18 protein-coding genes and 1 riboswitch are annotated in these 22,572 nt (G+C 63.6%); of the genes, 10 read left to right on the forward strand and 8 right to left on the reverse strand.

What is annotated here, in order from left to right; genetic code table 11:
- Positions 1-134: 134 nt before the first annotated feature.
- Together C7440_RS06275 and C7440_RS06280 are read left to right on the forward strand one after the other, a co-directional pair.
- Entirely contained in the window at positions 135-824 is a 690-nt protein-coding gene (locus tag C7440_RS06275) for an MOSC domain-containing protein (RefSeq protein ID WP_165832460.1), read from the forward strand.
- A gap of 47 nt (positions 825-871) precedes the next feature.
- Positions 872-1,246: a tautomerase family protein gene (locus C7440_RS06280; RefSeq protein WP_116517814.1), complete on the forward strand. Its 375-nt coding sequence runs from the start codon at positions 872-874 to the stop codon at positions 1,244-1,246.
- A 22-nt stretch (positions 1,247-1,268) separates the two neighbouring features.
- Here the strand turns inward: C7440_RS06280 and C7440_RS19725 are convergent, their stop codons facing one another.
- On the reverse strand, positions 1,269-1,589 hold the full coding sequence (locus tag C7440_RS19725) for a hypothetical protein (protein WP_133244271.1): 321 nt from the start codon (positions 1,587-1,589) through the stop codon (positions 1,269-1,271).
- On the opposite strand from C7440_RS19725, the gene C7440_RS06285 reads away from it, so the two are divergent.
- From C7440_RS06285 to C7440_RS06305, 5 genes are all read left to right on the forward strand, one after another.
- A complete protein-coding gene (locus C7440_RS06285) occupies positions 1,573-5,901 on the forward strand; it encodes an autotransporter family protein (RefSeq protein ID WP_116517815.1) in 4,329 nt (1,442 codons plus the stop codon). The genes C7440_RS19725 and C7440_RS06285 overlap by 17 nt on opposite strands.
- Before the next feature lie 304 nt (positions 5,902-6,205).
- Positions 6,206-6,769 carry a DUF924 family protein gene (locus tag C7440_RS06290; RefSeq protein WP_116517816.1) on the forward strand — a complete coding sequence of 188 codons (564 nt, stop codon included), beginning with the start codon at positions 6,206-6,208 and terminating at the stop codon, positions 6,767-6,769.
- A 318-nt stretch (positions 6,770-7,087) separates the two neighbouring features.
- Positions 7,088-10,144, forward strand: a complete 3,057-nt coding sequence (locus tag C7440_RS06295) for a xanthine dehydrogenase family protein molybdopterin-binding subunit (protein WP_116517817.1) — start codon at positions 7,088-7,090, stop codon at positions 10,142-10,144.
- Positions 10,141-10,701 (forward strand): (2Fe-2S)-binding protein, encoded by a 561-nt coding sequence (locus C7440_RS06300; RefSeq protein ID WP_116517818.1) that lies wholly within the window; start codon positions 10,141-10,143, stop codon positions 10,699-10,701. The genes C7440_RS06295 and C7440_RS06300 overlap by 4 nt, the downstream gene beginning before the upstream one ends.
- The gene (locus tag C7440_RS06305) at positions 10,691-11,968 is read left to right on the forward strand and encodes a c-type cytochrome (RefSeq protein WP_243410832.1); all 1,278 of its coding nucleotides are present in this window, start codon (positions 10,691-10,693) and stop codon (positions 11,966-11,968) included. Before C7440_RS06300 ends, C7440_RS06305 begins: the two co-directional genes overlap by 11 nt.
- Here the strand turns inward: C7440_RS06305 and C7440_RS06310 are convergent.
- Together C7440_RS06310 and panD are read right to left on the reverse strand one after the other, a co-directional pair.
- A complete protein-coding gene (locus tag C7440_RS06310; protein WP_116517984.1) occupies positions 11,960-13,258 on the reverse strand; it encodes a purine-cytosine permease family protein in 1,299 nt (432 codons plus the stop codon). The two genes, C7440_RS06305 and C7440_RS06310, sit on opposite strands and share 9 nt — an antisense overlap.
- A gap of 69 nt (positions 13,259-13,327) precedes the next feature.
- A riboswitch (TPP riboswitch) is annotated at positions 13,328-13,422 on the reverse strand.
- Positions 13,423-13,499: 77 nt separating this feature from the next.
- Complete coding sequence (panD, locus tag C7440_RS06315; protein ID WP_017525348.1) at positions 13,500-13,913, reverse strand: aspartate 1-decarboxylase; 414 nt, start codon at positions 13,911-13,913, stop codon at positions 13,500-13,502.
- A gap of 111 nt (positions 13,914-14,024) precedes the next feature.
- Here panD and C7440_RS06320 point away from each other — a divergent pair, with 111 nt between their 5' ends.
- The gene (locus C7440_RS06320; protein WP_116517819.1) at positions 14,025-15,686 is read left to right on the forward strand and encodes a SulP family inorganic anion transporter; all 1,662 of its coding nucleotides are present in this window, start codon (positions 14,025-14,027) and stop codon (positions 15,684-15,686) included.
- On the opposite strand, the gene C7440_RS06325 is transcribed toward C7440_RS06320, so the two are convergent.
- The 4 genes from C7440_RS06325 to glpK all read right to left on the reverse strand — a co-directional run bounded on the left by C7440_RS06325 (position 15,664) and on the right by glpK (position 19,206).
- On the reverse strand, positions 15,664-15,867 hold the full coding sequence (locus tag C7440_RS06325; RefSeq protein WP_017525346.1) for a ribbon-helix-helix protein, CopG family: 204 nt from the start codon (positions 15,865-15,867) through the stop codon (positions 15,664-15,666). The genes C7440_RS06320 and C7440_RS06325 overlap by 23 nt on opposite strands.
- 31 nt (positions 15,868-15,898) lie before the next feature.
- The gene (locus tag C7440_RS06330) at positions 15,899-16,372 is read right to left on the reverse strand and encodes a TM2 domain-containing protein (RefSeq protein WP_116517820.1); all 474 of its coding nucleotides are present in this window, start codon (positions 16,370-16,372) and stop codon (positions 15,899-15,901) included.
- A 111-nt stretch (positions 16,373-16,483) separates the two neighbouring features.
- Positions 16,484-17,632, reverse strand: coding sequence for a methyltransferase (locus tag C7440_RS06335; RefSeq protein ID WP_116517985.1), 1,149 nt, complete (start codon positions 17,630-17,632; stop codon positions 16,484-16,486).
- An 80-nt stretch (positions 17,633-17,712) separates the two neighbouring features.
- Positions 17,713-19,206: a glycerol kinase GlpK gene (gene glpK / locus C7440_RS06340; RefSeq protein ID WP_116517821.1), complete on the reverse strand. Its 1,494-nt coding sequence runs from the start codon at positions 19,204-19,206 to the stop codon at positions 17,713-17,715.
- A gap of 257 nt (positions 19,207-19,463) precedes the next feature.
- Between glpK and C7440_RS06345 the strand changes: the two genes are divergently transcribed.
- Positions 19,464-21,044 carry a glycerol-3-phosphate dehydrogenase/oxidase gene (locus C7440_RS06345; protein WP_017525023.1) on the forward strand — a complete coding sequence of 527 codons (1,581 nt, stop codon included), beginning with the start codon at positions 19,464-19,466 and terminating at the stop codon, positions 21,042-21,044.
- A gap of 90 nt (positions 21,045-21,134) precedes the next feature.
- On the opposite strand, the gene C7440_RS06350 is transcribed toward C7440_RS06345, so the two are convergent.
- The gene (locus tag C7440_RS06350; protein ID WP_017525024.1) at positions 21,135-21,647 is read right to left on the reverse strand and encodes a C40 family peptidase; all 513 of its coding nucleotides are present in this window, start codon (positions 21,645-21,647) and stop codon (positions 21,135-21,137) included.
- Positions 21,648-22,215: 568 nt separating this feature from the next.
- On the opposite strand from C7440_RS06350, the gene flhD reads away from it, so the two are divergent.
- Entirely contained in the window at positions 22,216-22,572 is a 357-nt protein-coding gene (flhD, locus tag C7440_RS06355) for a flagellar transcriptional regulator FlhD (RefSeq protein ID WP_017525025.1), read from the forward strand.

A 22,572-nucleotide genomic window follows, 5' to 3' on the forward strand; every position in this document is an offset into this window, starting at 1 on the left:
AATGGGCCATTAGCGTACCAAATCCCCGAGAGGCTTCAGGACGAAATAAGGCTTTAGAAGATAAAAATACTTCATTTTTCCTGATTTTCTTTTATCATGCCTCGTCTTTGTACGGCTTTCCCTAATAAAAAATCATGAATCCCTCCTGGTCATTATTGTCGTTGCGAGTAGGTTCTGCGGTAGCCGGGCCACGCGATCAGCCCACGGCCATCGACAAGCAGCCGGTTTCCCGCGCGCAATATCTTGAAGAGCATCGCTTCCGCAAGGACCAGCAGGGTGACGCCGTGCATCATGGCGGGCCCGAAAAAGCCGTTCACCATTACGCGGCCGAGCATTACCCGAAATGGGCCGAAGAGCTGGTGGACATGCCGGTGCAGAATCTTCAGGAAGGCGGATTCGGCGAGAACCTTTCCACCCTGGGCCTTACCGAAGAAACCGTGTCCATCGGCGACACCTTCGAGCTGGGCGATGCGGTGATCCAGGTTTCGCAGCCGCGCCAGCCGTGCTGGAAGCTGAACCATCGCTTCAATGTGCCCGACATGGCGCTGCGCGTGCAGACCAGCGGGCGCACCGGCTGGTATTACCGCGTGCTGCAGCCCGGCTGGGTGCAGCCCGACGACCCCTTGCGGCGCATTACGCGTTCGCAGCCGGACTGGACTGTGGCTCGCGTGCTGCGCGCGCTGTATCATGAACGGCTCGAGGGAGACGAGCTGTCGGCGTTGGCAGAGCTGGCCGAACTGGCTCCCCGCCTGCGCGAGCTGGCGGCCAGGCGGCTGTCGTCCATGACGGTCGAAGACTGGACCCGCCGCCTTACCGGTGCGTAGGCCTTCGCCTCGAGCCGAATTCCGTTCACTATTCATGTAGGTGCTTCATGCCATTCGTAAACATCACCATTACCCAGCCTCTTTCCGCCGAACAAAAGAAGCAGCTGATGCAACGCGCCAGCGACACCATCGTCGAGTCGCTGTCCACCACGTTGCCGTCCGTGCGCATCCAGCTGTACGAACTGCCCCAGGGGCACTATTTTTGCGGCGGCAAGTTCGACGTGGCAGCCATTCTGTTCGACATCGACATGATCGAAGGGCGCAGCGAAGAGGCCAAGGCCAATCTCATCCTTGGCCTGAGCAAGATTGCGCATGAAACCACCGGCGTGTCCGAAGACGAGGTGCGCACCCGGCTTTCCGATTTTTCCAAAGAGAACGTGGGCGTGGCGCGAGGCCTGACCGCCAAGCAGGCGGGCCGATAGCGCGCCTGTCGCAGCTTGTTTTTCAAAGCCGAGGCGGCTGAATTGGAAGCAGTTCAGCCGCCTCGGCTTTTTTTCCGGCGCATTGGCCCGCCGCTTTAGCGCTGCACTCAAGGCTTTTGATTTTTGAGAGCCCTTTTGTTGTGCTTGCCTTGAGGTGAACTAGGGTTTTCCCTTGAATTAAATTGTCATTTCTTTGTTTCTTCCTACATCTTTCATGGTTAAATGTTACGGCCCGATACATTGGCTTTTGATTGGGAAGAGCGGATTCGTAGCTTGTTCTTCCCGGCTGTTTTTGAAAAATACCGACAGTTGGACAGGAGTTTTTGATGAAGAGTTGGAACAAGCAGGTTTCGCTGCTCAGGGTCACCACGCTGACAGCGGCTTTGATGGGGGTTTATGGGGTTGCTAATGCGGACTCGACACCGGTTGATCAGCCGCTAGATTGCGGTAACGCGAGTGAATGTACAGACGGTCCGTACGCTGATGAGCGCTATTTCCTAGAAAGCTCCAGTGGCGTCCGGGCCGCGGTACATGGGTCGAATGAAGCGGTTTTCACCGTAGAAGGTTCGAAGATCGATGGAGAGGGCAAGGCAAGGGGCGTACTGGCAGACAACGGCGCCAACATTACGCTTGAAGAAGTCACGATCACAACGGATGGCGGTTCGGGGCACGGTGTGCAAAGCCACCAATCCAATGGTTCGCTGCCCCTCAGCCATATCAAGATTAACGACTCCACAGTCACCACCAAGTCTGCTGCTTATGCCGTGGGCATCCTGGCCCAGAAGGGAACCTCCATCTCGGGACGCAATGTAGACGTAATGACCAATGGGGATTACGGCTCAGGGGTAGAAGTTGATCGCGGCGGCCAGGTCAATCTGCAGGGTGCAGAAGACCTGAGTACCATAGTGGCGAAGGGTGTCGGCGCAGCGGGCGCACGGGCCATCAGCGGCAATGGTGGAAATACGGTTCGCGGGTCTATTACGCTGGATCGTTATAGCGTCGAATCCCAACAAGGCGTGGGCCTGATGGCAGGCGACCAGGATGGGGTAGGGGGCGATTTAACCCCCGGCGACATCATCTTCACCAATGGCGAGGTTCTGGCACATAATGCCGCCGCCCGCGTCATGCATGGCAGTGATCTGGTGGTGAAGAGTTCCTCCTTGAAGTCTCAGCAGCATCATGGTGTAGTCGTCGACGGTTCTTCTGCCGACTTCACTGATACCCATATTGTCACTGACGGAACGGGTGTTTCGGGTGGGCCTATTGCCGCCTTGCGCGCCTCGAATTCCGCTGTGGTTACCGTCAAGGACGGCTCCATCAAGGCGACCGCCGAAGGCGATGCCTACACGCGCGGCATTCTCGCCATGTCGGATGCTAAGGTTACTACCGACAAGACTAATATTGGCACCCAAGGTGATCATTCGCATGCCGTGCACGCATGGGGCGACTCAGATTTGTCGACGAAGCCCAAAGTAACCATCAAAGATGGCGACATTACTACTCAGGGTTTTGAGTCGTATGGCCTTTCGGCCCAAAACTCGGGTGAAATTGCCACGGAGAACGCCCACATCACAACCGAAGGCACTTGGGGCTTCGGCGCTTTTGCCTATAAGGAAGGTGTGCTCGACATCAAGGGTGGTTCTATCACGACCAATGGTCTGGGTGCCGAAGAAAATGAGATCAACGGCCACCAGGTTGATGTGGGCAACTATGGTGTATTGGCCAAGAACAAGAGCTCCGCCACCATCACGGGCACCACTGTCACCACCAAGGGGCAGTATGCCGAAGGCCTGCGTGCGGAGAACGATGGCGCTGAAGGAAACAGACTTAACACCGCGTCGACCATCACAGCGAACGACGTCACCGTGCAGACCTCCGGTGAGGAAGCGCATGGCGTTACTGCTTATGGAGCGAATGCGGAAGGACTTGAGTGGCAAAGCGGCAGCACGCTTAGCTTCACCGGCGGCTCCATCACGACCAACGGCGAAGAGGCTCGGGGCGCCTTGGCGGTCAACGGAGGGCTGATCACGCTCACCGACACTACCATTACCACCACCGGCGACGGGGCGGATGGCGTGGGGGCCGCTGTGTTGGTGTCGGATCCTGTTCTGCTCAAAATCATGCCTATGGCTATGGGACCAGTAGGCTACGCGCCCGCAGGCGTCGAGCTCACCAACGTCCACATCAACGTCTCCGGCAACGATGCCGCCGGCCTTGTCGCCTACAACGGCGACAGCACCATTGCCATGAAGGACGGCTCCATCACCGCCACCGGTGAAAACAGCGCCGGCCTGCAACTGGTGAACGATGCCGACATCGACCTCGATGGCGTTACAGTCCAGGCAAACGGCCCCTCCATCCGTTCGTACTTCGGAACGGACGAAGGTGCCGCTGGGCTGGAGAGCGACTTCGAGCAGACGGTCGACCTCAAGGGCTCCGACTTTACGCTGAACAACAGCCAGTTCCTGCACGTGACACGCGCCGAAGGCGGCGAGAACGGTGAGATCACCGTCTACCTGCGCGACGGCACGGTCGCCATCGGCAACGTGGAGAACTATGACGGCGCAGGCAAGCTGAGCTCCTCGGCGAACACCCATATCGAGGTGGACAGCACTTCGTCCTGGGTCGGCGTGATGATGGACGACAAGACCAAGGTGGCTCAGTCGGGCGACACCGTTACGGGCAGCCAGGCCGGCAACGTGACGGCGCCCGACGAATCCAACGTGTCGTTCCAGAACGTGCCCAGCATTGCGGGCAGCGTGTCCTCGACGCTGGGCTCCAGCTTTACGTTCTCGGGCTCGCCCACCACCATCGCGGGCGGCGTGTTCGGCATGCCGCAGTCGACCACCACCTTCAACAACGACGTCCACATCCAGGGCCAGGGCACGGAACAGCAGGGCGGCTTTGCGCTGAACGGCGTGGGCAGCAGCTTTGCCTTCAACGGCAACACCACCATCGACGGCCCGGTTCAAGGCGACGGCAGCAGCTTCAGCTTCATCGGCGCCAGCACCAATATCGTCGGTGCGCTGAACCTGCAGAACGGTTCGAGCATTTCCGGCGGCACCGGCAGCAACCCCATCAACGTGCAGGGCAACACCGGGGTGGCTGGCGGCTCGACGCTGGGCGGCAACCTGAATATTGCGGGCCAGTTGAGCAGCAGTAATTCCTTCATCGCTCCGGGTAACTCCATCGGCACGATCTCGGTCGATACGCTGGGCTCGGTCTCGGGCTCGGTGTTCGAGTTCGAAGTCGACGGCAACGGCCAGGCCGACTTGCTGGTGGTGCGCAACGGCGATGCCGACCTTGCCGGTTCGTCGCTCAAGGTCGACCAGTACGAAGGCTATCGCCTTGACCACGACTACACCATTATCCGGACCGAAGCCGGCAATGTGGTGAACACCTTCGACAGCGAGCAACTGGGTGACACCTTTGCCGGCACGCTGGTCAAGCTCGACCCGGTGAAGTACGGTGCGCAAGACGTCAAGGTAAGCCTGTCGGTGAACACCGCGGCCATCGACCGCACTGGCTATTCGGCTAACCAGATCGCCACGCTGGACGGCGTATTGTCGGTGGCGGGTGATAACGCCTCGGCCGATGCCACGTTGCTGATGCAGCCCGACGCCCGCAAGGACGCGCTGAACCAGCTGTCGGGCGAACTGCACGGCAGCACGCAGGCGGCCTTGCTGCAAACCAGCAACCTGGTCTCGCGCACGCTCAGCGCCCGCATGCGCGGCAACCTGGGCGCGGGCATGCAGCCGGGCGCACCCACGGCCCAGGCCGGTGGCGCGGTGGCCGGCTCCATGCCGACCTCGACGGCCTACCCGCTGTGGGCCCAGGTGGTGGGCAACTGGAACACGCTCGATAGCGACGGCAACGCGGCCAAGGTCAAGACCAACACGGCAGGCCTGTTCATCGGCGGCGACGTCGGTGTGGGCTCGGGCTGGCGCGTGGGCGGCGCCCTGGGCTACACCGACGGCCGGGTCAAGGTCGATGACCGCGACTCGCGCTCGGACGTGGGCACGTTCACGGCCGCGCTGTACGGCGGCAACAGCTGGGATCAGGGCAACGGCAAGGTGAACTTCCTGGCCGGCGCAGCCTACAGCCACCACAGCATCGACACGCGCCGCAGCGTGAACGTGGGCGGCAACCAGACGCTCAAGGCCGACTACAGCGCGCATACCACGCAGCTCTTTACCGAGTTGGGCTATGCGATGCCGGTGGGCGAGCGCAGTGTGGTCGAGCCCTATGTGGGCCTGGCCTGGCTGAGCCAGAAGGCACGCGGCTTTACCGAAGAGGGCGGTGCGGCGGCGCTGAGCGCCGACAGCCAGAAGGACGACGTCACGACCTTCACGCTGGGCCTGCGGGGCAAGACGGCGCTGAACGTGGGTTCGAACCCGGCGCACCTGTTTGCCGGGCTGGGCTGGCGCCATGCCTCGGGTGATGTCGACCCGGGCCGTAGTATGTCGTTCGTGCAGGGCGGTGGTGCGGCGTTCAATGTGGCCGGTGCGCCCATTGCCAAGAACGCGGCGGTGTTCGACCTGGGCGTGGAGATGTCGGTGGGCCGCAACACGGCCATGGGCCTGGGCTACAGCGGCCAGTACGGCAACGACAACACCGACCACAGCGGTCAGCTGTATCTGCGCGCCCGCTTCTGATGGTGCAAGGGCCGGGGTGCACGCCCCGGTCCGGCAGCCAGGGTGATGGACCGGCCTGCGTTGCGGGCCATGCAAGAAGACCATCGCAAGGCTGTTTCAAAAGAGCAATGACAATGGCCTGCAAGCAAATGCTTGCAGGCCATTGTCATTTGAAGATGCCGCCGGCCCGGACCGGGCCGGGCCGACTAGGCTTGCCAGGGCCTCGCCGACCGGAGGCAAGCCGGCAACTATTCCCAGGGAGTGCGCGGCCGCGGCGGCACTGCTATGCTGGCGATGTTCTTTTTACTGACTTCAGGAGCCCGCCATGGATGCCGCCCGTTCTGAAACCCGTTTCCCTCAAGCGCAAGAGGTCATTGAGTTCTGGCGGCAAGCGGGGCCGGCCAAGTGGTTTGCCAAAGACACCGAGTTCGACAAGGAATTTCTCAAGCGCTTCGGCGAACTGCATTTTGCGGCGGCGCGGCGCGAACTCGAAGCGTGGTGCCAACAGCCCGAATCCGCGCTGGCACTGGTGATCTTGCTGGACCAGCTGCCGCGCAATGCCTTTCGCGGCACCGGGCACATGTTTGCCACTGACCCGCTGGCCAAACTCTATGCGCAAAGGCTGCTCGATGCGGGCTTCATCATGAAGCTCGACCCGCCCTTGCGGGTGTTTGCCTTCCTGCCCTTCACCCACTCCGAGAACCTGGCCGACCAGGAACTGTCGCTGCGGATGTATCGCGAACATGCCGCTGATTCATTGTCTTGGGGAATCGAACACCTGGACATCGTCAAGCGCTTCGGCCGCTTCCCGCATCGCAATGCGAGCCTGGCGCGCGAGACGACGCCGGAGGAACAGGCGTACCTGGACGGCGGCGGTTTCGCCGGCTGAGCTGTGTTGCTGCATCGAGGCTCGTAACGATGCACGCATGACGTAGAGGCACGCAGGTAATTTCTGCCGGCGCTGTGCATCACAACTGTCGGCTGGTAGCATAGGCGAAGCATGCCGCGTTTTTGGGCGGCCGCTTAAGTTCCATGTCAGCACGCGCCCCTACCGCGGGTGTATGCTGGCCAGACGTTCCTACGAAACGGGCTCTCCGGCCAATGCCGGGTTTAAGTTTTCCGTCAGTGCCGGCGGGCCTGCTCCTTGCTGATGAGTGCGGCGGCAGGCATGGCGCCGCCGCATTCATATCGACACCGGGAAGACTGCATGGCCAAACCTGATCCGTCCCGCCGCCGCTTTCTGAAGGCAAGCAGTATCGCTGGTCTTACGGCCTATATTGCGCCGTTCGGCAGCAGCGCCTATGCGGCCCTGTTTGAACAAGAGCTCTTGAGGCCAGTGCCCTGGGACGAACACACGGGCCTGGCTTCGTTTCGTGTCGATGGGCCGGCCAAGGTGCGGGGCGGCAAGATATTCGCGCTCGATGTGCGCGCCCGCGACCTGCCGCACTGGCCGCAGCATCAAAGCCACGCCCTCATACTGCGCGCCACCCGGGCCGACGCCCTGTACCAGGGCTTTGATCTTTCGCGCCTCGAGCCCGACCTGAAGCCCGACCGCATCGTCACCGCCGCCGATCTTGAGCGCGACGGCGTGGCCTTCACCGAATACTACGGCGAAGACATGCTGCTGCCCGAGGGAAAGACGCCCGCCTACCTGGGGCACGCGGTGGCCATACTGATATTCCACGACTTCGCGCGCTTTCGCATGGCCAAGGACGCCCTGAAGTTCCAGAACGACGTGCTGCGTTATGGGGAACATACGGGACCCCTGCAGCGCGACCCCTGGGGCACGTTTCGCTTCGTCCGGGTGGGTGGCGAAACGCCCTTCGACGAAGACGTGTTCTCAAGCCTCAAGGACGCGCCGGTGTTTCCCAGCCAGATGCGCAAGCGGCTTCCGGTATGGCCCGACGGCAAGGCGCATGGCGAGCTGGGCGAAGAAGGCATGTTCCATGCAAAACAGATAAGGGCCAGGCTGGAAGATCCGCCCGAAGACTGGCTGGTGCTGAACCGCAGCTACCAGACCCAATCGATCGATACGGCCGCGATGGAATTGGACAGCGCCAATTGCTGGTTCGATGAAAAATCGCGCGTAATGCACATGGTCGTGCCCACGCAGTCGCCCAGCGAAGTGGCCGCCACGGCCGCATCCATGCTGGCCAAGTCTGTGTTCCAGGCCGACACGCTGATACTGCATCCCTGCTACACCGTGGGCTACGGCTCTAAAGATCATTTCAACATGCCTTTCTATGGCCTGGTCTGTGCGCTGTATGGCCAGGGCCGTCCCGTGCGCATCGCCAACGACCGCTACGAACAGTTCCAGACTTCGCTCAAGCGCCACGCCTTTCATATCGACTATCGCATAGGCATTGATCGAAGCACCGGCAAGATCCAGTCGTTTGTCGCCGACATGACGGCCGACGGTGGCGGCCGCTGCAATTTCTCGCCTTCGGTCGTCATGGTGGGCGCCACGGCGGCGCAGTCGGTCTATTACATTCCCCAGTCCGACCTTACCGCGCGCGCCGACGCGTCGCGCGCCATCGATGCCGGTTCGGCGCGGGGCTATGGCACGCTGCAGTCCATGGCCGCCACGGAAATGCTGGTCGACGAGGCGGCGGTCAAGCTGGGTTTCGATCCCATCGAGTTTCGCCTGCGCAATGCGTTCAAGACCGGCATGAAGAATACGCAGGGCGCCATTCCCGCCGGGGCGCTCCGGGCGGACGAGGTCATGGAAAAGGCCAGGCAGCATCCCATCTGGCAAGAGCGGCAGCGGCGCAAGCAGGACTACGAGGCGCAACATCCGGGGCGCCTGTATGGGGTGGGCTTTGCCTGTGTGCAGAAAGACTTCGGCACCGGAGCCGAGTCTTCCATTGCCAAGGTCGAAATCACGCCGGAAGGCAAGGTGCTGCTGCGCCATACGGGCACCGAGATAGGCACCGGCACCGTCACTTCGCAGGCCCTGGCCTGTGCGCAGTGGCTGGGTTCGCCGGCTACCGACGTGGGCTTTGCGCTGACCGACTGGCCCGACCTGCCCATCCATTCCAGCGGCGATCCCTACACCATGAGCCAGGAAGACCAGGACCGCCTGGCCGCCGACCCGGCCTGGACGCCCGCTTATGCTTCCCCGGCCAGCGCTTCGAATTCGGCCTACTACTACACCCACACCACGCGCGAGGCCTGTCGCCTGATATTCACGCATGGGCTGTGGCCCGCCGCCGTGTCGATCTGGAGCGAAGGCATCGGCTCGGGCCAGGCGGCGCCCTATGTGCTGCGGCGGGAAGACGCCCGCTGGACGGCGGGGCGCCTTACCGCGGCCGGCATGCAGCCCCTTGCTTTGGCGCAGCTTGCCGCCCGGGCCCACGAAATGGGGCTGGTGGTCGGCGCCGTGGTCCACGCCTTCAACCGCTGGCAGTGGGCCGAGGCCGATTTTCCCATCGGCGACGCCGCCGAGCGGCTGCCGCTCGACGCGCTGGCCCTGGCGTATGGGCAAGCGCCAGAGCCGGGCGCGGGGGCTTCGGCGGCCAGGCCTGGCGCCCAGGGGGGCGGCGCAGGCGCCGGAGCAGGCGAGCAAAGCCCCAACACGCGCCAGATGACGGGACAAGGCGGTGCGGACGCGGCTGGCGGAAATGACAGCGGCTCCATGGCCAAAGAGGGCGATGAAACCCCCACGTCGCCGAACCCGCCCGGCCAGCTGGGCCTGCCCTACGTAAGCAACACCGGGGTAGATCCCCTGATCGCGACCAGTTCGCGCACCGGGCTTTCGTACCAGGTGATTCCACGCAGCAAGGTGTATTACCCGCCCGTCCAGCGCAACAACGCCTCTGTCACCTATTACACGGCCATGGCCACCCTGGCCGAAGTCTCGGTCGATCGGGGCAGCGGCAAGGTCGAACTGCTCAACCATCATTCGATCATCGAGTGCGGCAACCTGCTTTCGCCGCAGCTTGTGTCGGGCCAGATCGAAGGCGGCATCGCCATGGGCATCGGCCATGCCCTGTACGAGCACCTGCCGCTGTATGAAGACGGCCCGGGCAACGGCAGCTGGAACTTCAATCGCTATCATCTGCCGCGCGCCACTGAAGTGGCCTTGTGGACGCAGACGGCCGAGGTCCTACCGCCGCTTTCCGACACCGATCCGCCCAAAGGCATGGCCGAAGTGGTGATGATTCCCATTGTGGGCGCCATTGTGAACGGAATCGCCCACGCCTCGGGATTGCGTTTCTATTCGCTGCCTGTCACGGCGGAGCAGATACAGGAGGCCATGGAATGACCCTGCGCACCATACCTATCAGCCTTACCATCAACGGCAGCAAGGTCGGTCCGATCGAGGTGCCCGAAGGCCTGATGATGATCGACTTCCTGCACGAGTACGCCAACCTTACCGGCACCAAGCTGGGCTGCGGGCAGGGCGTGTGCCATGCCTGCGCGGTCATTCTCGACAAAGAAGACGGCAGCAGCACCACGGTGCGCAGCTGCATTACCGGCGTGGGGTTTTTCGCCGACCGCAGCATCCGCACAGTAGAGGGGCATGCCGAAGAAGCCGGCGGAGCGGGCGCCGCGACGCCATCGCCCGTACAGCAGGCCTTTCTCGAGCACTACAGTTTCCAGTGCGGCTATTGCACGCCGGGTTTCGTCAATGCGGCCACCGTACTGGTCGAGCGCTTGAAGCGCGAACCGATCGAACGCAACCGGGTCGAGCAAGTTGTCACTGAATCGCTGAACGAGCATATCTGCCGATGTACCGGCTATGTGCGCTACCACATGGCGGTCCGCGACCTTATTCTTGCGACGCCGGGCCTGACCTGGGAGAACGCCGATGCGAGCTAGAACGCGCAAACGCGGCTGGGGCATCTTGCTGGCTGTCGTCATCGTGCTGGGCGCAGGGGCCGTGGTGCTGCTGTCGGGCCTGCTCGACCCGCATTACGAAACCAGTGACGTCGACGGCCCCGAGGGCAACGACGCGCAGCTGTTGGCCCGCGGCAAGTACCTGGCCCAGGCGGGCGACTGCATGGCCTGCCATACCACCAAGGACGGCCCGCTATATGCGGGGGGCGTGCCGATAGAAACACCCTTCGGCACCATCTACGGCACCAACATCACCCCCGACAAACAGCACGGCATAGGCGAGTGGACATCGGCCGACTTCTACCGCGCCCTGCACGACGGGCTGGCGCCCGAGCACCCGCTTTATCCCGCCATGCCCTACACCACCTATCGCGGCATCTCGCGCGAAGACAGCGACGCCCTTTACGCCTACCTGCGCACCGTGCCGCCCATCGCCGTGCCCGACAAGCCCACTGAAGTTCCCTTTCCGTTCAACATGCGCTTTCTCATGCGGGGCTGGAACCCGCTCTTCCTGAAGGACGAACTGCCCGATGTTTCACAGGGCGAGTCGCAGCAGTGGCTGCGCGGGCGCTACCTGACCAATTCCCTGGGGCATTGCACCGAATGCCACACCCCGCGCGGCGTGTTCGGCCAACTGAAGCTGGGCTCCACTTTCGAGGGCGGGGAGTTGGGAGAGCTGAATTCGCCCGACATCACTCCCGAAGGCCTGGCGCGCCGGGGCTGGACACCCGAACATCTGCAGCGCTTTCTGGCATTGGGTCTTTCGCCGCTGGGCTCGGCCTATGGCGACATGTACGAGGCCTTCCATTTCAGCACGCGCCATCTCAGCCAGGAAGACAATCAGGCGATGGTGGCCTACCTTACGGGCGATCAGCCGCAGCCGCCGCAGGCCTTGCCCGAGCCGCCCCAAGAGCAAGAGGAAGCCCAGGCGGGGCTGACAACCGGCAGGTCGGTCTATCTGGCCGTATGCGCCGGCTGCCATGCGGTGAACGGCGAGGGCAAGCCGGGCGCCACCGTGGCGCTCAAGGGCAATAGCACGGTGCGCAATGCCGATGCGCACAATCTCGTCCATGTCATATTGCACGGCCTCGAGGCGCGCTCGTTTCCCGAGGGCGACCGCCAGTCCATGCCGGGCTTCGCAGACGAACTGACCGACGAGCAGATCGCCCGGCTGGCCAATCATCTGCGCACCCGCTGGGGCGGGCAGAAGGGCGACGTACAGCCTGGCGACGTGGGCGCTTTACGCTGAGGCCGAGCGCAGGCTTCCCGTGCGGCGGGTCGCCAGGGCCAGTACGAAGGTCAGCGCAAGGGTGGGCAGGGCCGAGCCGAAGCCGGGCGCCCACTGCGCCAGGCCGTGATAGAAGGCAATGCCCAGCAGCCACAGCGCGGCGCTTGCGGCGTCGACGCGGCGTTGCGGGGCATCGATATTGCCGCCCAGCGACAGACGGCCCAGAATCACGCCATACAGCGGCACGAATACCGAGCTGAGCGTCAGCAGGAAGGGCTCGAGGCTATGCATGGGCAGTACCATGGCCAGGCAGATGCTCAGCGCCGCCAGCGCAATACCCCAGCGCTTGATGCTCCATTTTGGTTTCAGGCTGTGGGCCGAGACCGATCCCGAATAGATGTCGCCATAGGCGTTGTCCAGTTCGTCGATCATGATCAGGCCCAGCGCGATCAGGCCGCCTTGCGCCAGCAGCAGGGCGCTGACCAGCCCGGTCTCGGGTTCCACCGCGCTTACGATCATTACCCCAAGGCCATAGCACCAGATATTGGCCACGGCATAGCCCAGCCAGACACCGCCCAGCGCACCGCGGCTGCTGCGGCCGTGGCGGGCGTAGTCGGCCACCAGGGGCAGCCAGGAAACCGGCATGGCGATGACCAGGTCCAGCGCCGAGAACATGCCCATGCTTCCGTCGCCGGGCCGGTTCCAGAGTTCGGCCAGGCCGCTTGCCCGAAGCTGCCCGGCAAACTGCCAGGTGAGCCAGATCAGCGACAGCACGACCAGGGGCAGGCCGAAGCGGGCGACAAAGCGCCGCACCAGGCCCACCATCGAACCCGAAAGCAGGGCGATCAGCACCCCGCCCCACAGCAGTGTGGGCAGTACGATGGCGGCGCTGCGGCCCAGGTCAAGGCCGAATGCCTCGCGTGCGATGGCGGCCGTGCTTTCGCGCATGATCACCAGCTCGAAGGTCGTCCAGCCCAGCAGCTGGATGATGTTCAGGAAGACGGGCAGCCGGGCGAACAGGCTGCCGTAGCTGCGATGCATGAGCCCGGCGCTGGACAGGCCGCTGTCGCAGCCCAGCTTGGCTACCCAGGCCAGCAGCGCCGCGCCGAGCATGGAGCCCAGCACGATGGCGAACACCGCTTCGCGCAGGCCGGTGGCCGGCACCAGGTAGGCGCCCACCTGCATGACCAGCAGGCCGACGCCCAGGCTGAACCACAGCGAAGCATGCTCGTGCCAGCCGAACACGCGCTCGTGTGCCGAAATGGGGGTAAGGGCGTGATTGCCGGATGTGGAGGAAGAGCTTGTTGTCATGTCGTTGCCGTCGGTAAAGGCAGGAGCGGCAGGCATGGCAAGAAGCGGGTGCGCGCAGGCGCGGTGCTTCGGCGTGCATGGTCGCTTTCCTGCGCGAGGATGATCTCACAGGTTCAAAGGGACTGTCTCAGCCGCGGTGAAACGCGGCACCCCTAGCGAATGCTTGGATGAATCAGCGCCGATTGTACCGAGTTTGCCGTTGGAAGGCCATGGGTCGGTGCAGGGGGCGGTATGGAAGAGCCTAGTCGAACTTGACGATGTTGAAGGCCAGGCGGCCCTGGTCGTCGCGCGAGACTTCGTAGCCCAGGTGCTCGTGGATGCGGTTGTCGTCGTGGAAGGTCAGGATGACGGGCTTGACCTGCTCGAGTTCGGCTTCGGTGACATAGACCGAATTGCAGATGATGACTTCGTCGCCGCGCTGGCAGGTGCGGGCCGCCGCGCCGTTCAGGATGCAGCAGCGCGAGCCGCGCTCGCCGTAGATGACGTAGGTGCTGATGCGGGCGCCCGAGGCCTTGTTCCAGATGTCGACGAACTCCATGGGCAGGATGCCCGCGGCTTCGCAGTGGTCGGGGTCCAGCGTGATGGAACCATGGTAGTTGAGGTCGGCGCCGGTGACCCGGATGCCGTGGAGCTTGCCCCGTACGACTTTTCTCACGATGATCTCAGAAAATGAATGCAGCCGTTATTGTAGTTATTTTTAGGGGAAGGCCAGACATGTGCGCCATATTATAATCATCAGCACATCGTATGGAACTCGACGGACATCATGATTGCTCTTCTGGAAGCGCATCGCGCGGGCTTGCTGGGCGCAAGGCACTGGACGGCCAACATCGTGGCCGGGGTCATTGTGGGCGTGGTGGCGCTGCCCCTGGCCATGGCCTTTGCCATCGCCTCGGGGGTCAAGCCCGAACAGGGCCTTTATACGGCCATCGTCGCCGGCCTGGCGGTTTCACTGCTGGGCGGCAGCCGAGTGCAGATCGCCGGACCCACGGGCGCCTTCATCGTCATCCTTTCTGGCATCGTGGCCCAGCATGGCGTGCAGGGCCTGCAGATCGCCACTTTCATGGCGGGCGTCATCCTGCTTCTGTTCGGCCTGGCCAGGCTGGGCGGGGTCATCAAGTTCATCCCGCGTCCGGTGATCATCGGCTTTACCAGCGGCATCGGCGTCATCATCTGGGTGGGGCAATGGAAGGATTTCTTCGGGCTGGCGGCGACGCCCGTCGGCCATTTCCACCAGAAGCTCTGGACTCTCATCCAGGCGCTTCCCTCGCTGCACCTGGCCACGACGGCCATGGCCGTGCTGTCGCTGCTGCTGGTGCTGTTCTCGTCGCGCCTGCCCGGCATGCGCCGCGTGCCGGGGCCGCTGGTTGCACTGGTGCTTGCCACCATCCTGCAAGCCCTGTTCCAGTTCGAGGGCGTGGCCACCATCGGCTCGACCTTCGGCGAAATTCCCCGCGAGCTGCCGCGCATGCAGTGGCTGCCCGTTACGCCCGACCGCGTGGTAGAGCTCATCGGGCCGGCCTTTGCCATCGCCATGCTGGGGGCGATTGAATCCCTATTGTCGGCGGTGGTGGCCGACGGCATGGCCGGCACGCGGCACAATTCCAACCAAGAGCTGGTCGGCCAGGGCATTGCCAATATGGCCGCGCCGCTTTTCGGCGGCATCGCCGCCACGGGCGCCATTGCGCGCACCGCCACCAATATCCGCAACGGCGGCAACAGCCCCATCGCGGGGGTGGCGCATTGCATCACGCTCGTGCTCATCATTCTGGCGCTGGCGCCCTATGCGGCCAACGTGCCCCTGGCGGCGCTGGCGGCGATTCTTTTCGTGGTGGCCTGGAACATGAGCGAGGCCAGGCATTTCCTGCGCCTGCTGCGGCGCGCCCCGCGCGCCGACGTGGTGATCCTGCTGGTTACCTTTGGGCTGACCGTGTTTGCCGACCTGGTCGTGGCGGTCAATATCGGCGTGGTGCTGGCCATGCTGCACTTCCTGCGGCGCATGGCGGGCAGCGTGGCGGTATCGCGGCAAAACGGCTCGTCGCTGGAGCAGGAGCTTGCCGGCTTGCTGCAGGCGCATGGCCTTGCGCGGCTGCCCGACGACATCATGATCTACCAGATCGACGGCCCGCTGTTCTATGGCGCCGTCGAAGCCTTCGAGCAGGCCTTGTCGGATACGGGCGGCGTCCCGGCCGTGTTGGTGATCAGGCTGGGGCGGGTGCCCTTCATCGACGCCACCGGCCTGCGCACGCTGGAAAACCTGGTCGATGCCCAGCGCGCCAAGGAAGGAAGGGTGGTGCTGGCCGAGGCCAACGAGAGAGTCAGGCGCAAGCTGCAGCGCATGGGCCTGACCGAGAAGACCCAAGGCGCGGACCCCAGCGCCTCGCTGGAGCGGGCCGTGGGCCTGCTTATCGAGGAGCGGGGCGCTTGAGTTTCGGGTTGTCCAGGGCGCCCTGGGCGCCGTAGCTGACGCCGTGCTGCCCCAGGTAGTCGCGTATCAGCTGGCGGACCACTTGCGAAGTGGTCAGGTCCTGGCTTGCACAGAGCTGTTCGAACGCTTTTTTCTTGCGCGGATCGATCAGGACGGTAAGGCGTGCGGTCTTGTTTTCCATGGCAGTGCAGGAGCAATGATGTGCATATTGCCTATCGGCGGACGACGGGTACGATGAAGTCCTCGTCCGTCATGAACAGGTAGCGCGCGGCGTCGATCAGGGCCAAGGCCACCACCAGCGGCGGGAACACGTACAGGATGATCAGGTACACAATGCCCCAGCCTATCTGGCCCAGGTAGAAGCGGTGCGCGCCCAACCAGCCCAGAAAGATGGCCAGCACGATGGCGATCTTGCGGGGGCTGTAGCGGCGGCCCAGCTCGCTGTCCCTGTTCTTGATGAGCCAATAGCTGATGGGCACGGTAAGCGCCAGGGCGATGAGGATCTTGCCGCTGTGGCGCAGTACGTAGTCGTGGGCCGCGTAGTACAGGTCGGCGAAATTGTGGAACACGATGCCCGTGAGGTAGCTGAACCAGGCCAGGGCCTGGTGGACGATGGCTTCGCCAAAGGTCAGGGCGACCAGGACAATCAGGAATACGGCTATGATCAGGGCGATTCTATTCAGCATGGCATCTGGGTAATTGCGGGCGACGCTTCAAGTATACGTGCATCAACCGCCGTTGCTGTGGCCGCTGGGGCAGCCGTGGTGGCCAACGGCCCCGGCGGCACATGGGGCCAGCTATGCGTCGCGCCGCCCAAGCCGCCAGAGCGTCGTCACTTCGGCGCTGCGCGCGTCATGCAGGGGGTCGGACAGGTCCAGGGCCTTGGGATGCTTGGGCCGCGCATCGAGCCTGCCCAGCACCTTGAGGCCGCCCGCCTCGATGGCCTGGGGCAGGAAGCCGGGATCGCGCAGCCCCAGGTGTTCGGCCAGGTCTGACAGAATCAGCCAACCCTCGCCTCCGGGCAACAGGTGCTGGCCCAGCCCGCTCAGAAAGCCGGCGAGCATGCGGTTGTCGGGATCGTAGATGGCTGTCTCGATGGACGAGGTGGGGCGGGCAGGCAGCCAGGGCGGGTTGCATACGATAAGACCGCATCGGCCTTCGGGGAACAGGTCGGTCCGCTCCAGCGCGACGCGGTCGGCCAGGCCCAGGCGCTCGATGTTTTCACGCGCGCAGGCCAGCGCCCGTTCGTCCACGTCGGTGGCGACGACGTGCTGGATTCCCCGCTGCGCAAGCACGGCGGCCAGCACGCCGCTGCCCGTGCCGATGTCGAAGGCCAGCCGTGTATCGGGCAAGGGGGCGTTGGCGACCAGGTCGATGTATTCGCCGCGTATAGGAGAGAACACGCCGTAATGGACATGGATGCTTTGCTCGAGTGCGGGAATGATGACGCCCTTGCGCCGCCATTCGGCCGCGCCCAGTATGCCTTGCAGCACGCGCAGCGGCAGCAGGGCCGCTTCGTCGATTTCGCCCAGCACTGCATGGCACGCGGCCTGCACGTCGGGCGCGCGGCGAAGCGGAATCTGCAGGCCGGGATCCAGGGGTAGCAATAGCGAGCCCAGCAGCCGGGCGCGGCGCGACTGCGCCAGGCGATGCTGGTTGAAGGCCTGCTGGGGCGTCACGGAGGCCTTGCTGCGCTTTTTCTTGTCGACGCGGCGTGCCAGGGCGTCGAGCAGTTGGCGGGCGTTGTGGAAATCGCCCCGCCACAGCATGTGGCTGCCCTGGTTGGCCAGCTGGAAGGCCTGGTCGGCGGTAAGGGTGTCGTCCACCACGACGATGCGCCGGGGTGCATTGCCCGCATGTTCGCCCAGCCACAAGGCGGTGCGCGGTTCGCCGTTCTCCGTCCAGGGCACGTGAAGACGAGGGGCTGGGCAAGGCTGGGTCTGCATGGAACAAGGGGCCGTGACGAAACAAGCGTGATTGTATGGGAAGGCCGGGGTTTGTGCGCGGTTCGGCGAGATGGCCTTGCCTACGGCACGCATGTCTGGCGCACGGCGTGTTCCCAGCGTTGCATGTGCTCGGCGGCCTCTTTGCGGTCGAGCCGGGGCGTAAAGGTTTTATCGGCGCGCCACAGGCGCTTCAGCGCGCCGAGATCGGCATGCACCCCGCTGGCCAGGCCGGCCAGCGAAGCGGCGCCCAGGGCCGTGGTTTCAATGACTTCGGGACGCACTACCGGAAGACCCAGCAGGTCGGCCTGGAATTGCATGAGCAGATCGTTGGCGCTGGCGCCGCCGTCGACGCGCACTTCGGACAGCGGCGCCGAACCCGCGGCGGCCGCGTCGCGGTCCATGGCGCGCAGAAGCGCAGTGCTTTGGAAGGCAATGCTTTCGAGCGCGGCGCGCGCGATGTGCGCCATGGTGGTGCCGCGCGTCAGGCCCGTGATGGTGCCGCGCGCATCGGGTTGCCAGTAGGGGGCCCCCAGGCCGGTGAAGGCGGGCACCAGCACGACGCCGCCCGAGTCGGGCACGCTGTGGGCCAGGGCTTCGATTTGCGGGCTTTTCTCGAAGGCGTGCAGCCCGTCGCGCAGCCATTGCACCACGGCTCCTCCGACGAATACGCTGCCTTCCAGTGCATAGTGGCGCGCGTCGCCGGCCTGGGCGGTCGGCGTGGTGATGAGGCCGTTCTGCGAAACCTGAAAGCGCCGGCCCGTATGCATGAGGGCGAAGCAGCCCGTGCCGTAGGTGTTCTTGGCCATGCCGTCGTCGAAGCAGGCCTGGCCGAACAGGGCGGCCTGCTGGTCTCCGGCCACGCCGCATATGGGAATGGACCGGCCCAGCAGCGAGGCGTCGGTGGCTCCGAAGTGCCCGCAGGAAGGCAGTACTTCGGGCAGCAGGCTGGGGGGAATGTTCAGGGCGTCGAGCAGTTCGCCGTCCCATTGGCCCTCGCGCACATTGAAGAGCATGGTGCGCGAGGCGTTGGTGATGTCGGTGGCATGCACCTTGCCGCCCGTCAGCCGCCAGATCAGCCAGCTGTCTACAGTGCCGAAGGCCAGCTTGCCCGCCTGCGCCAGGGCGCGGGCATCGGGTGTTTCATCCAGCATCCATTGCAGCTTGGTGGCCGAAAAATAGGCGTCGATGCGCAAGCCTGTTTTCTCGAGTATGAGCGCTTCGAGCCCTTGTTCGCGCAGACGTGCGCACAGGGGTTCGGTGCGGCGGTCTTGCCAGACGATGGCGTTGCAAAGGGGTTCGCCGGTGTCGCGATGCCACAGCACCGTGGTTTCGCGCTGGTTGGTAATGCCCAGGGCGTGGATGCCTTCGGCGCCGGCGCCGGATTCTTCGATTGCTTCGCGCGCGGTCTGCAACTGGGTCTGCCAGAGATCGGCCGGATCGTGCTCGACCCAGCCCGAGCGCGGGAAGATCTGGCGAATCTCCTTCTGGGCGCTGGCCACGATGCGGCCCTGGTGGTCGAAGACGATGCTGCGGGAGCTGGAAGTACCCTGGTCCAGGGCAAGAATGTAGGGCATGGCGTTACGCTGGCAATATTGTTGTGGGCGTCGTGACGGCTCCAGCGTAACCCGGCTTTGGGATGTTACGCTAGGACGGCGCATGCGGCCGGCGGGCATCGGGCCTGCCGGCGCCGCGTTGCGACGGGCCGCATGGCAAGGGCGGCATTCAACGGGCGGACTCAGATATGGCGGCATCCTCCATTACGGCTTCCGGAGCGTCTCATAGCGGGCCATCCGATCGCACGCCATCCGATGCGGGCGCGAGCAGGGCGTCCATGCTGGACCGCCTGGAGGCCGGGCCCTTCGACCTGGTGGTGGTCGGTGGCGGGGCCACGGGCCTGGGTGTGGCGCTCGATGCGGCCTTGCGCGGGCTGAAGGTTGCGCTGCTCGAATCCCATGATTTCGCCAAGGGCACCTCGTCCCGGGCCACCAAGCTCGTGCATGGCGGCGTGCGCTACCTGGCCCAGGGCCGTATCGGTCTGGTGCGCGAATCGCTGCGCGAACGCACGGCCTTGCTGCATAATGCCCCAGCGCTGGTCCGGCCCTTGCCTTTCGTCGTGCCGGCCTACCGCTTGCGGGACATTCCCTTTTATACGGCGGGCCTGGGGCTTTACGACATGCTGGCCGGCCATGATGGCCTGGGCGCGACCCGTGTGCTGAGCCGCCGGCAGACCGAAAGCCGATTGCCCGGAATTAGGCCGCAGGGCCTGGTCGGAGGCGTCGAGTATTGGGACGCGCAGTTTGACGACGCGAGGCTGGCCGTGGCTCTGGCGCGCTCGGCCGAGGCGGCCGGAGCCGTGATGCTCAATTATGTGCGCGTGACGGGCCTTGTGCATGAGCTGGGCAAGGTGACGGGGCTGCGGGCTGAAGACACAGAAACGGGGCGCGGCTTTCTGCTGCGATCGCGCTGCGTGATCAATGCCACGGGAGTATGGTCCGACGAACTTCGGCATGTGGATGCCCGCAGTTCGAAGCGGCCCGTGCGCAAACTTATCAGGGCGAGCCGCGGCACGCATCTGGCGGTCGACCGGGCCTTCCTGCCATCCGACCGCGCCCTGCTGGTGCCGCGCACGGCCGACAAGCGCGTGCTGTTCGCCGTGCCCTGGCTGGGCAAAGTGCTGCTGGGCACCACCGATGTGGCTACCGAAGAACTGGCGCATGAGCCACGCCCGGACCCCGCCGAGATCGACTACATTCTGCGCGAGGCGGGCCGCTACTTGAGCGTACCGCCCGCGCGAAAAGACATCCGCAGCGCCTGGGCCGGGCTAAGGCCGCTGGTGGACACGGCCGCGGGCCACGGCGGACACGGGCCGGTGGCCACGCGCAGGATAAGCCGCGAACACAGCGTCGAGGTCAGCCCCACGGGGCTGGTCACCGTGGCGGGCGGAAAATGGACGACTTATCGCGCCATGGCCCAGGACACATTGCAGGCCTGCGGCCGGGCCGGCCTGCTGGCCACGCTGCCTCCCTGCCGCACACAAAACTTCATTCTTGATGCGGCGGTAGGGGAGCGGGGAGCGGGCATGCGCGAAGAGATATGGGCCAGCTCCTGGGGAAGCGATGGACGTGGCGAAGGCAACAGCGCAAGCGGCAAGGACGAGGGCCTGCCCGGCGATGACGAAGTGCTGCGTTCGGCGGGGCTGACTCCGGCCTTGGTGCGCCACGCGGCCCGATGCGAGTATGCGCGCCGGGTCGAAGACGTACTGGCCCGGCGCTCGCGCCTGCTCTTTCTCGATGCGGCGCTGGCGGCCCGGGTGGCGCCCGCCGCGGCGCGCATCCTGCAGTCGGAAACCGGACTGGATCCGGCACTGGATGACTTTCTTGGCCTTGCCCGGCGCTATGCGCTGGCCGAGTGAACGACAAAGACAGAGAGCGCCGCCGTTGAGCGGCAGTAGAGCAGCGGGAAAGCGGAAGGGCGCTGGTCAGGGGCGGGCTCGAGCGGGCCGCTATTCGGCAAATAGCGTGCGCGCGCCTTCGAAACGCTGCGCAAAGTAGGGATTGGCCAGGCTGTCTATGCGGACCCGGCCGCCGCTGGAGGGCGCGTTGACGAAACGTCCTTCGCCGATATAGACGCCTACATGCGAATAGGGCCGGTTCAGGGTATTGAAGAACACCAGGTCGCCGGGGTTGAGCGTGCGTTTGGAGACGGGCCGCGCCAGCTGCGCGATCTGGGCGCTGTTATGGGGCAGCCGCAGGTCGGCGGCCGCATTCATTACATAGGCGACCAGGCCACTGCAATCAAAGCCTTGCTGGGGATGCCCGCCGCCATAGCGATAGGGTGCATCCAGCTGGGACAATGCCACCATGGCGACTTCGCCGCGCTTGGCCGGATCGATGGAAATGGCGGAGTGGCGCGCGGCGACGCCGGTGGAAGCGGGGGGTGGGGAGCCCGGGCCGGCACATCCTGCCAGCACCAGGGCCGCGAGGACGGCCAGCGATAAAAGTGATGTGATTCGCATGGCAAGCCGGCGAGGTGAAAATACAACATTAAACGTGCAGAAGGCTCACGTCAATCAAGGCGGAGGGCCGCATGGTTTCAAAAACTGTCTAATTAAAGATACGTTTGTATACAATTTGAAGTAAAAATAGGGGTAAACGCTATACTTATTTTTATTGTATAAACGGTTAATTACGTTATATTGACACAAAAATGCTGTAATTTTCGTACAAAGTTACTTTATAAATATATCTAATTACAAAGAAGTTTTGTTTAGGGCATCAGGGGCAGCAAGAGGGGAAGCACAAAATTGATAATTGTCAAAACGCCAACGCGTGGCGAAAGGTATCATTTCATCGGCATTTTGCCTGTATTTTCAGTTAAATAGCTGAAATCCGGCATTATTTCCTGATTGTTTGGCGCTTATCCAGTGTAACTCCTGGTTTCTATTCAGTAACGATACAATTCTGACGCGACATTTTCATAATTTCGGGTTAGATTTACAACCTTTGTATGCAAACGTACTGTTTCAGTTTAGGTATAAGTAGTTACATATCATTGATTTTTCCGCATTTACCAAGGAGTACATCGTGTCCAGCAGCGACAACCTGCCCACATGCGAGAGCAGCTCGGCATTGAAAGATATCCAAGAAGTCAATCTTACGTATCTGATGCTCGCCCAGCGTCTCTTGCGGGAAAACTTCGCGGCAGGGATGTTCCGTCTTGGTTTTTGCGAAGATGTGGCCACCACCATTTTGCAGTTGTCGCCCGCACAAATCGTCAAGCTGGCCAGTTCGGGCCTGCTCATTTGCGGCTTCCGGCTCGACGACTACGGCCTGCTTTCCGCCCTCAGCCAGGATGTGCTTGGCGGGGCCCTTCAGCAGGCGCACTCCACCATTCTGCTTTCCCAGCGCGCTCCGGAAATCATCAGCGAACCAGCCGTCTAG

Origin of the sequence: Pusillimonas noertemannii (assembly GCF_003096595.1) — a bacterium.
Classification (GTDB): Bacteria; Pseudomonadota; Gammaproteobacteria; order Burkholderiales; family Burkholderiaceae_B; genus Pusillimonas; species Pusillimonas noertemannii.

Coding starts and splice junctions, on each gene's coding strand:
- C7440_RS06275 (WP_165832460.1), top strand. CDS start 135: ATGAATCCCTCCTGGTCATTATTGTCGTTGCGAGTAGGTTCTGCGGTA.
- C7440_RS06280 (WP_116517814.1), top strand. CDS start 872: ATGCCATTCGTAAACATCACCATTACCCAGCCTCTTTCCGCCGAACAA.
- C7440_RS06285 (WP_116517815.1), top strand. CDS start 1,573: ATGAAGAGTTGGAACAAGCAGGTTTCGCTGCTCAGGGTCACCACGCTG.
- C7440_RS06290 (WP_116517816.1), top strand. CDS start 6,206: ATGGATGCCGCCCGTTCTGAAACCCGTTTCCCTCAAGCGCAAGAGGTC.
- C7440_RS06295 (WP_116517817.1), top strand. CDS start 7,088: ATGGCCAAACCTGATCCGTCCCGCCGCCGCTTTCTGAAGGCAAGCAGT.
- C7440_RS06300 (WP_116517818.1), top strand. CDS start 10,141: ATGACCCTGCGCACCATACCTATCAGCCTTACCATCAACGGCAGCAAG.
- C7440_RS06305 (WP_243410832.1), top strand. CDS start 10,691: ATGCGAGCTAGAACGCGCAAACGCGGCTGGGGCATCTTGCTGGCTGTC.
- C7440_RS06310 (WP_116517984.1), bottom strand. CDS start 13,258: ATGACAACAAGCTCTTCCTCCACATCCGGCAATCACGCCCTTACCCCC.
- C7440_RS06320 (WP_116517819.1), top strand. CDS start 14,025: ATGATTGCTCTTCTGGAAGCGCATCGCGCGGGCTTGCTGGGCGCAAGG.
- C7440_RS06325 (WP_017525346.1), bottom strand. CDS start 15,867: ATGGAAAACAAGACCGCACGCCTTACCGTCCTGATCGATCCGCGCAAG.
- C7440_RS06330 (WP_116517820.1), bottom strand. CDS start 16,372: ATGCTGAATAGAATCGCCCTGATCATAGCCGTATTCCTGATTGTCCTG.
- C7440_RS06335 (WP_116517985.1), bottom strand. CDS start 17,632: ATGCAGACCCAGCCTTGCCCAGCCCCTCGTCTTCACGTGCCCTGGACG.
- glpK (WP_116517821.1), bottom strand. CDS start 19,206: ATGCCCTACATTCTTGCCCTGGACCAGGGTACTTCCAGCTCCCGCAGC.
- C7440_RS06345 (WP_017525023.1), top strand. CDS start 19,464: ATGCTGGACCGCCTGGAGGCCGGGCCCTTCGACCTGGTGGTGGTCGGT.
- C7440_RS06350 (WP_017525024.1), bottom strand. CDS start 21,647: ATGCGAATCACATCACTTTTATCGCTGGCCGTCCTCGCGGCCCTGGTG.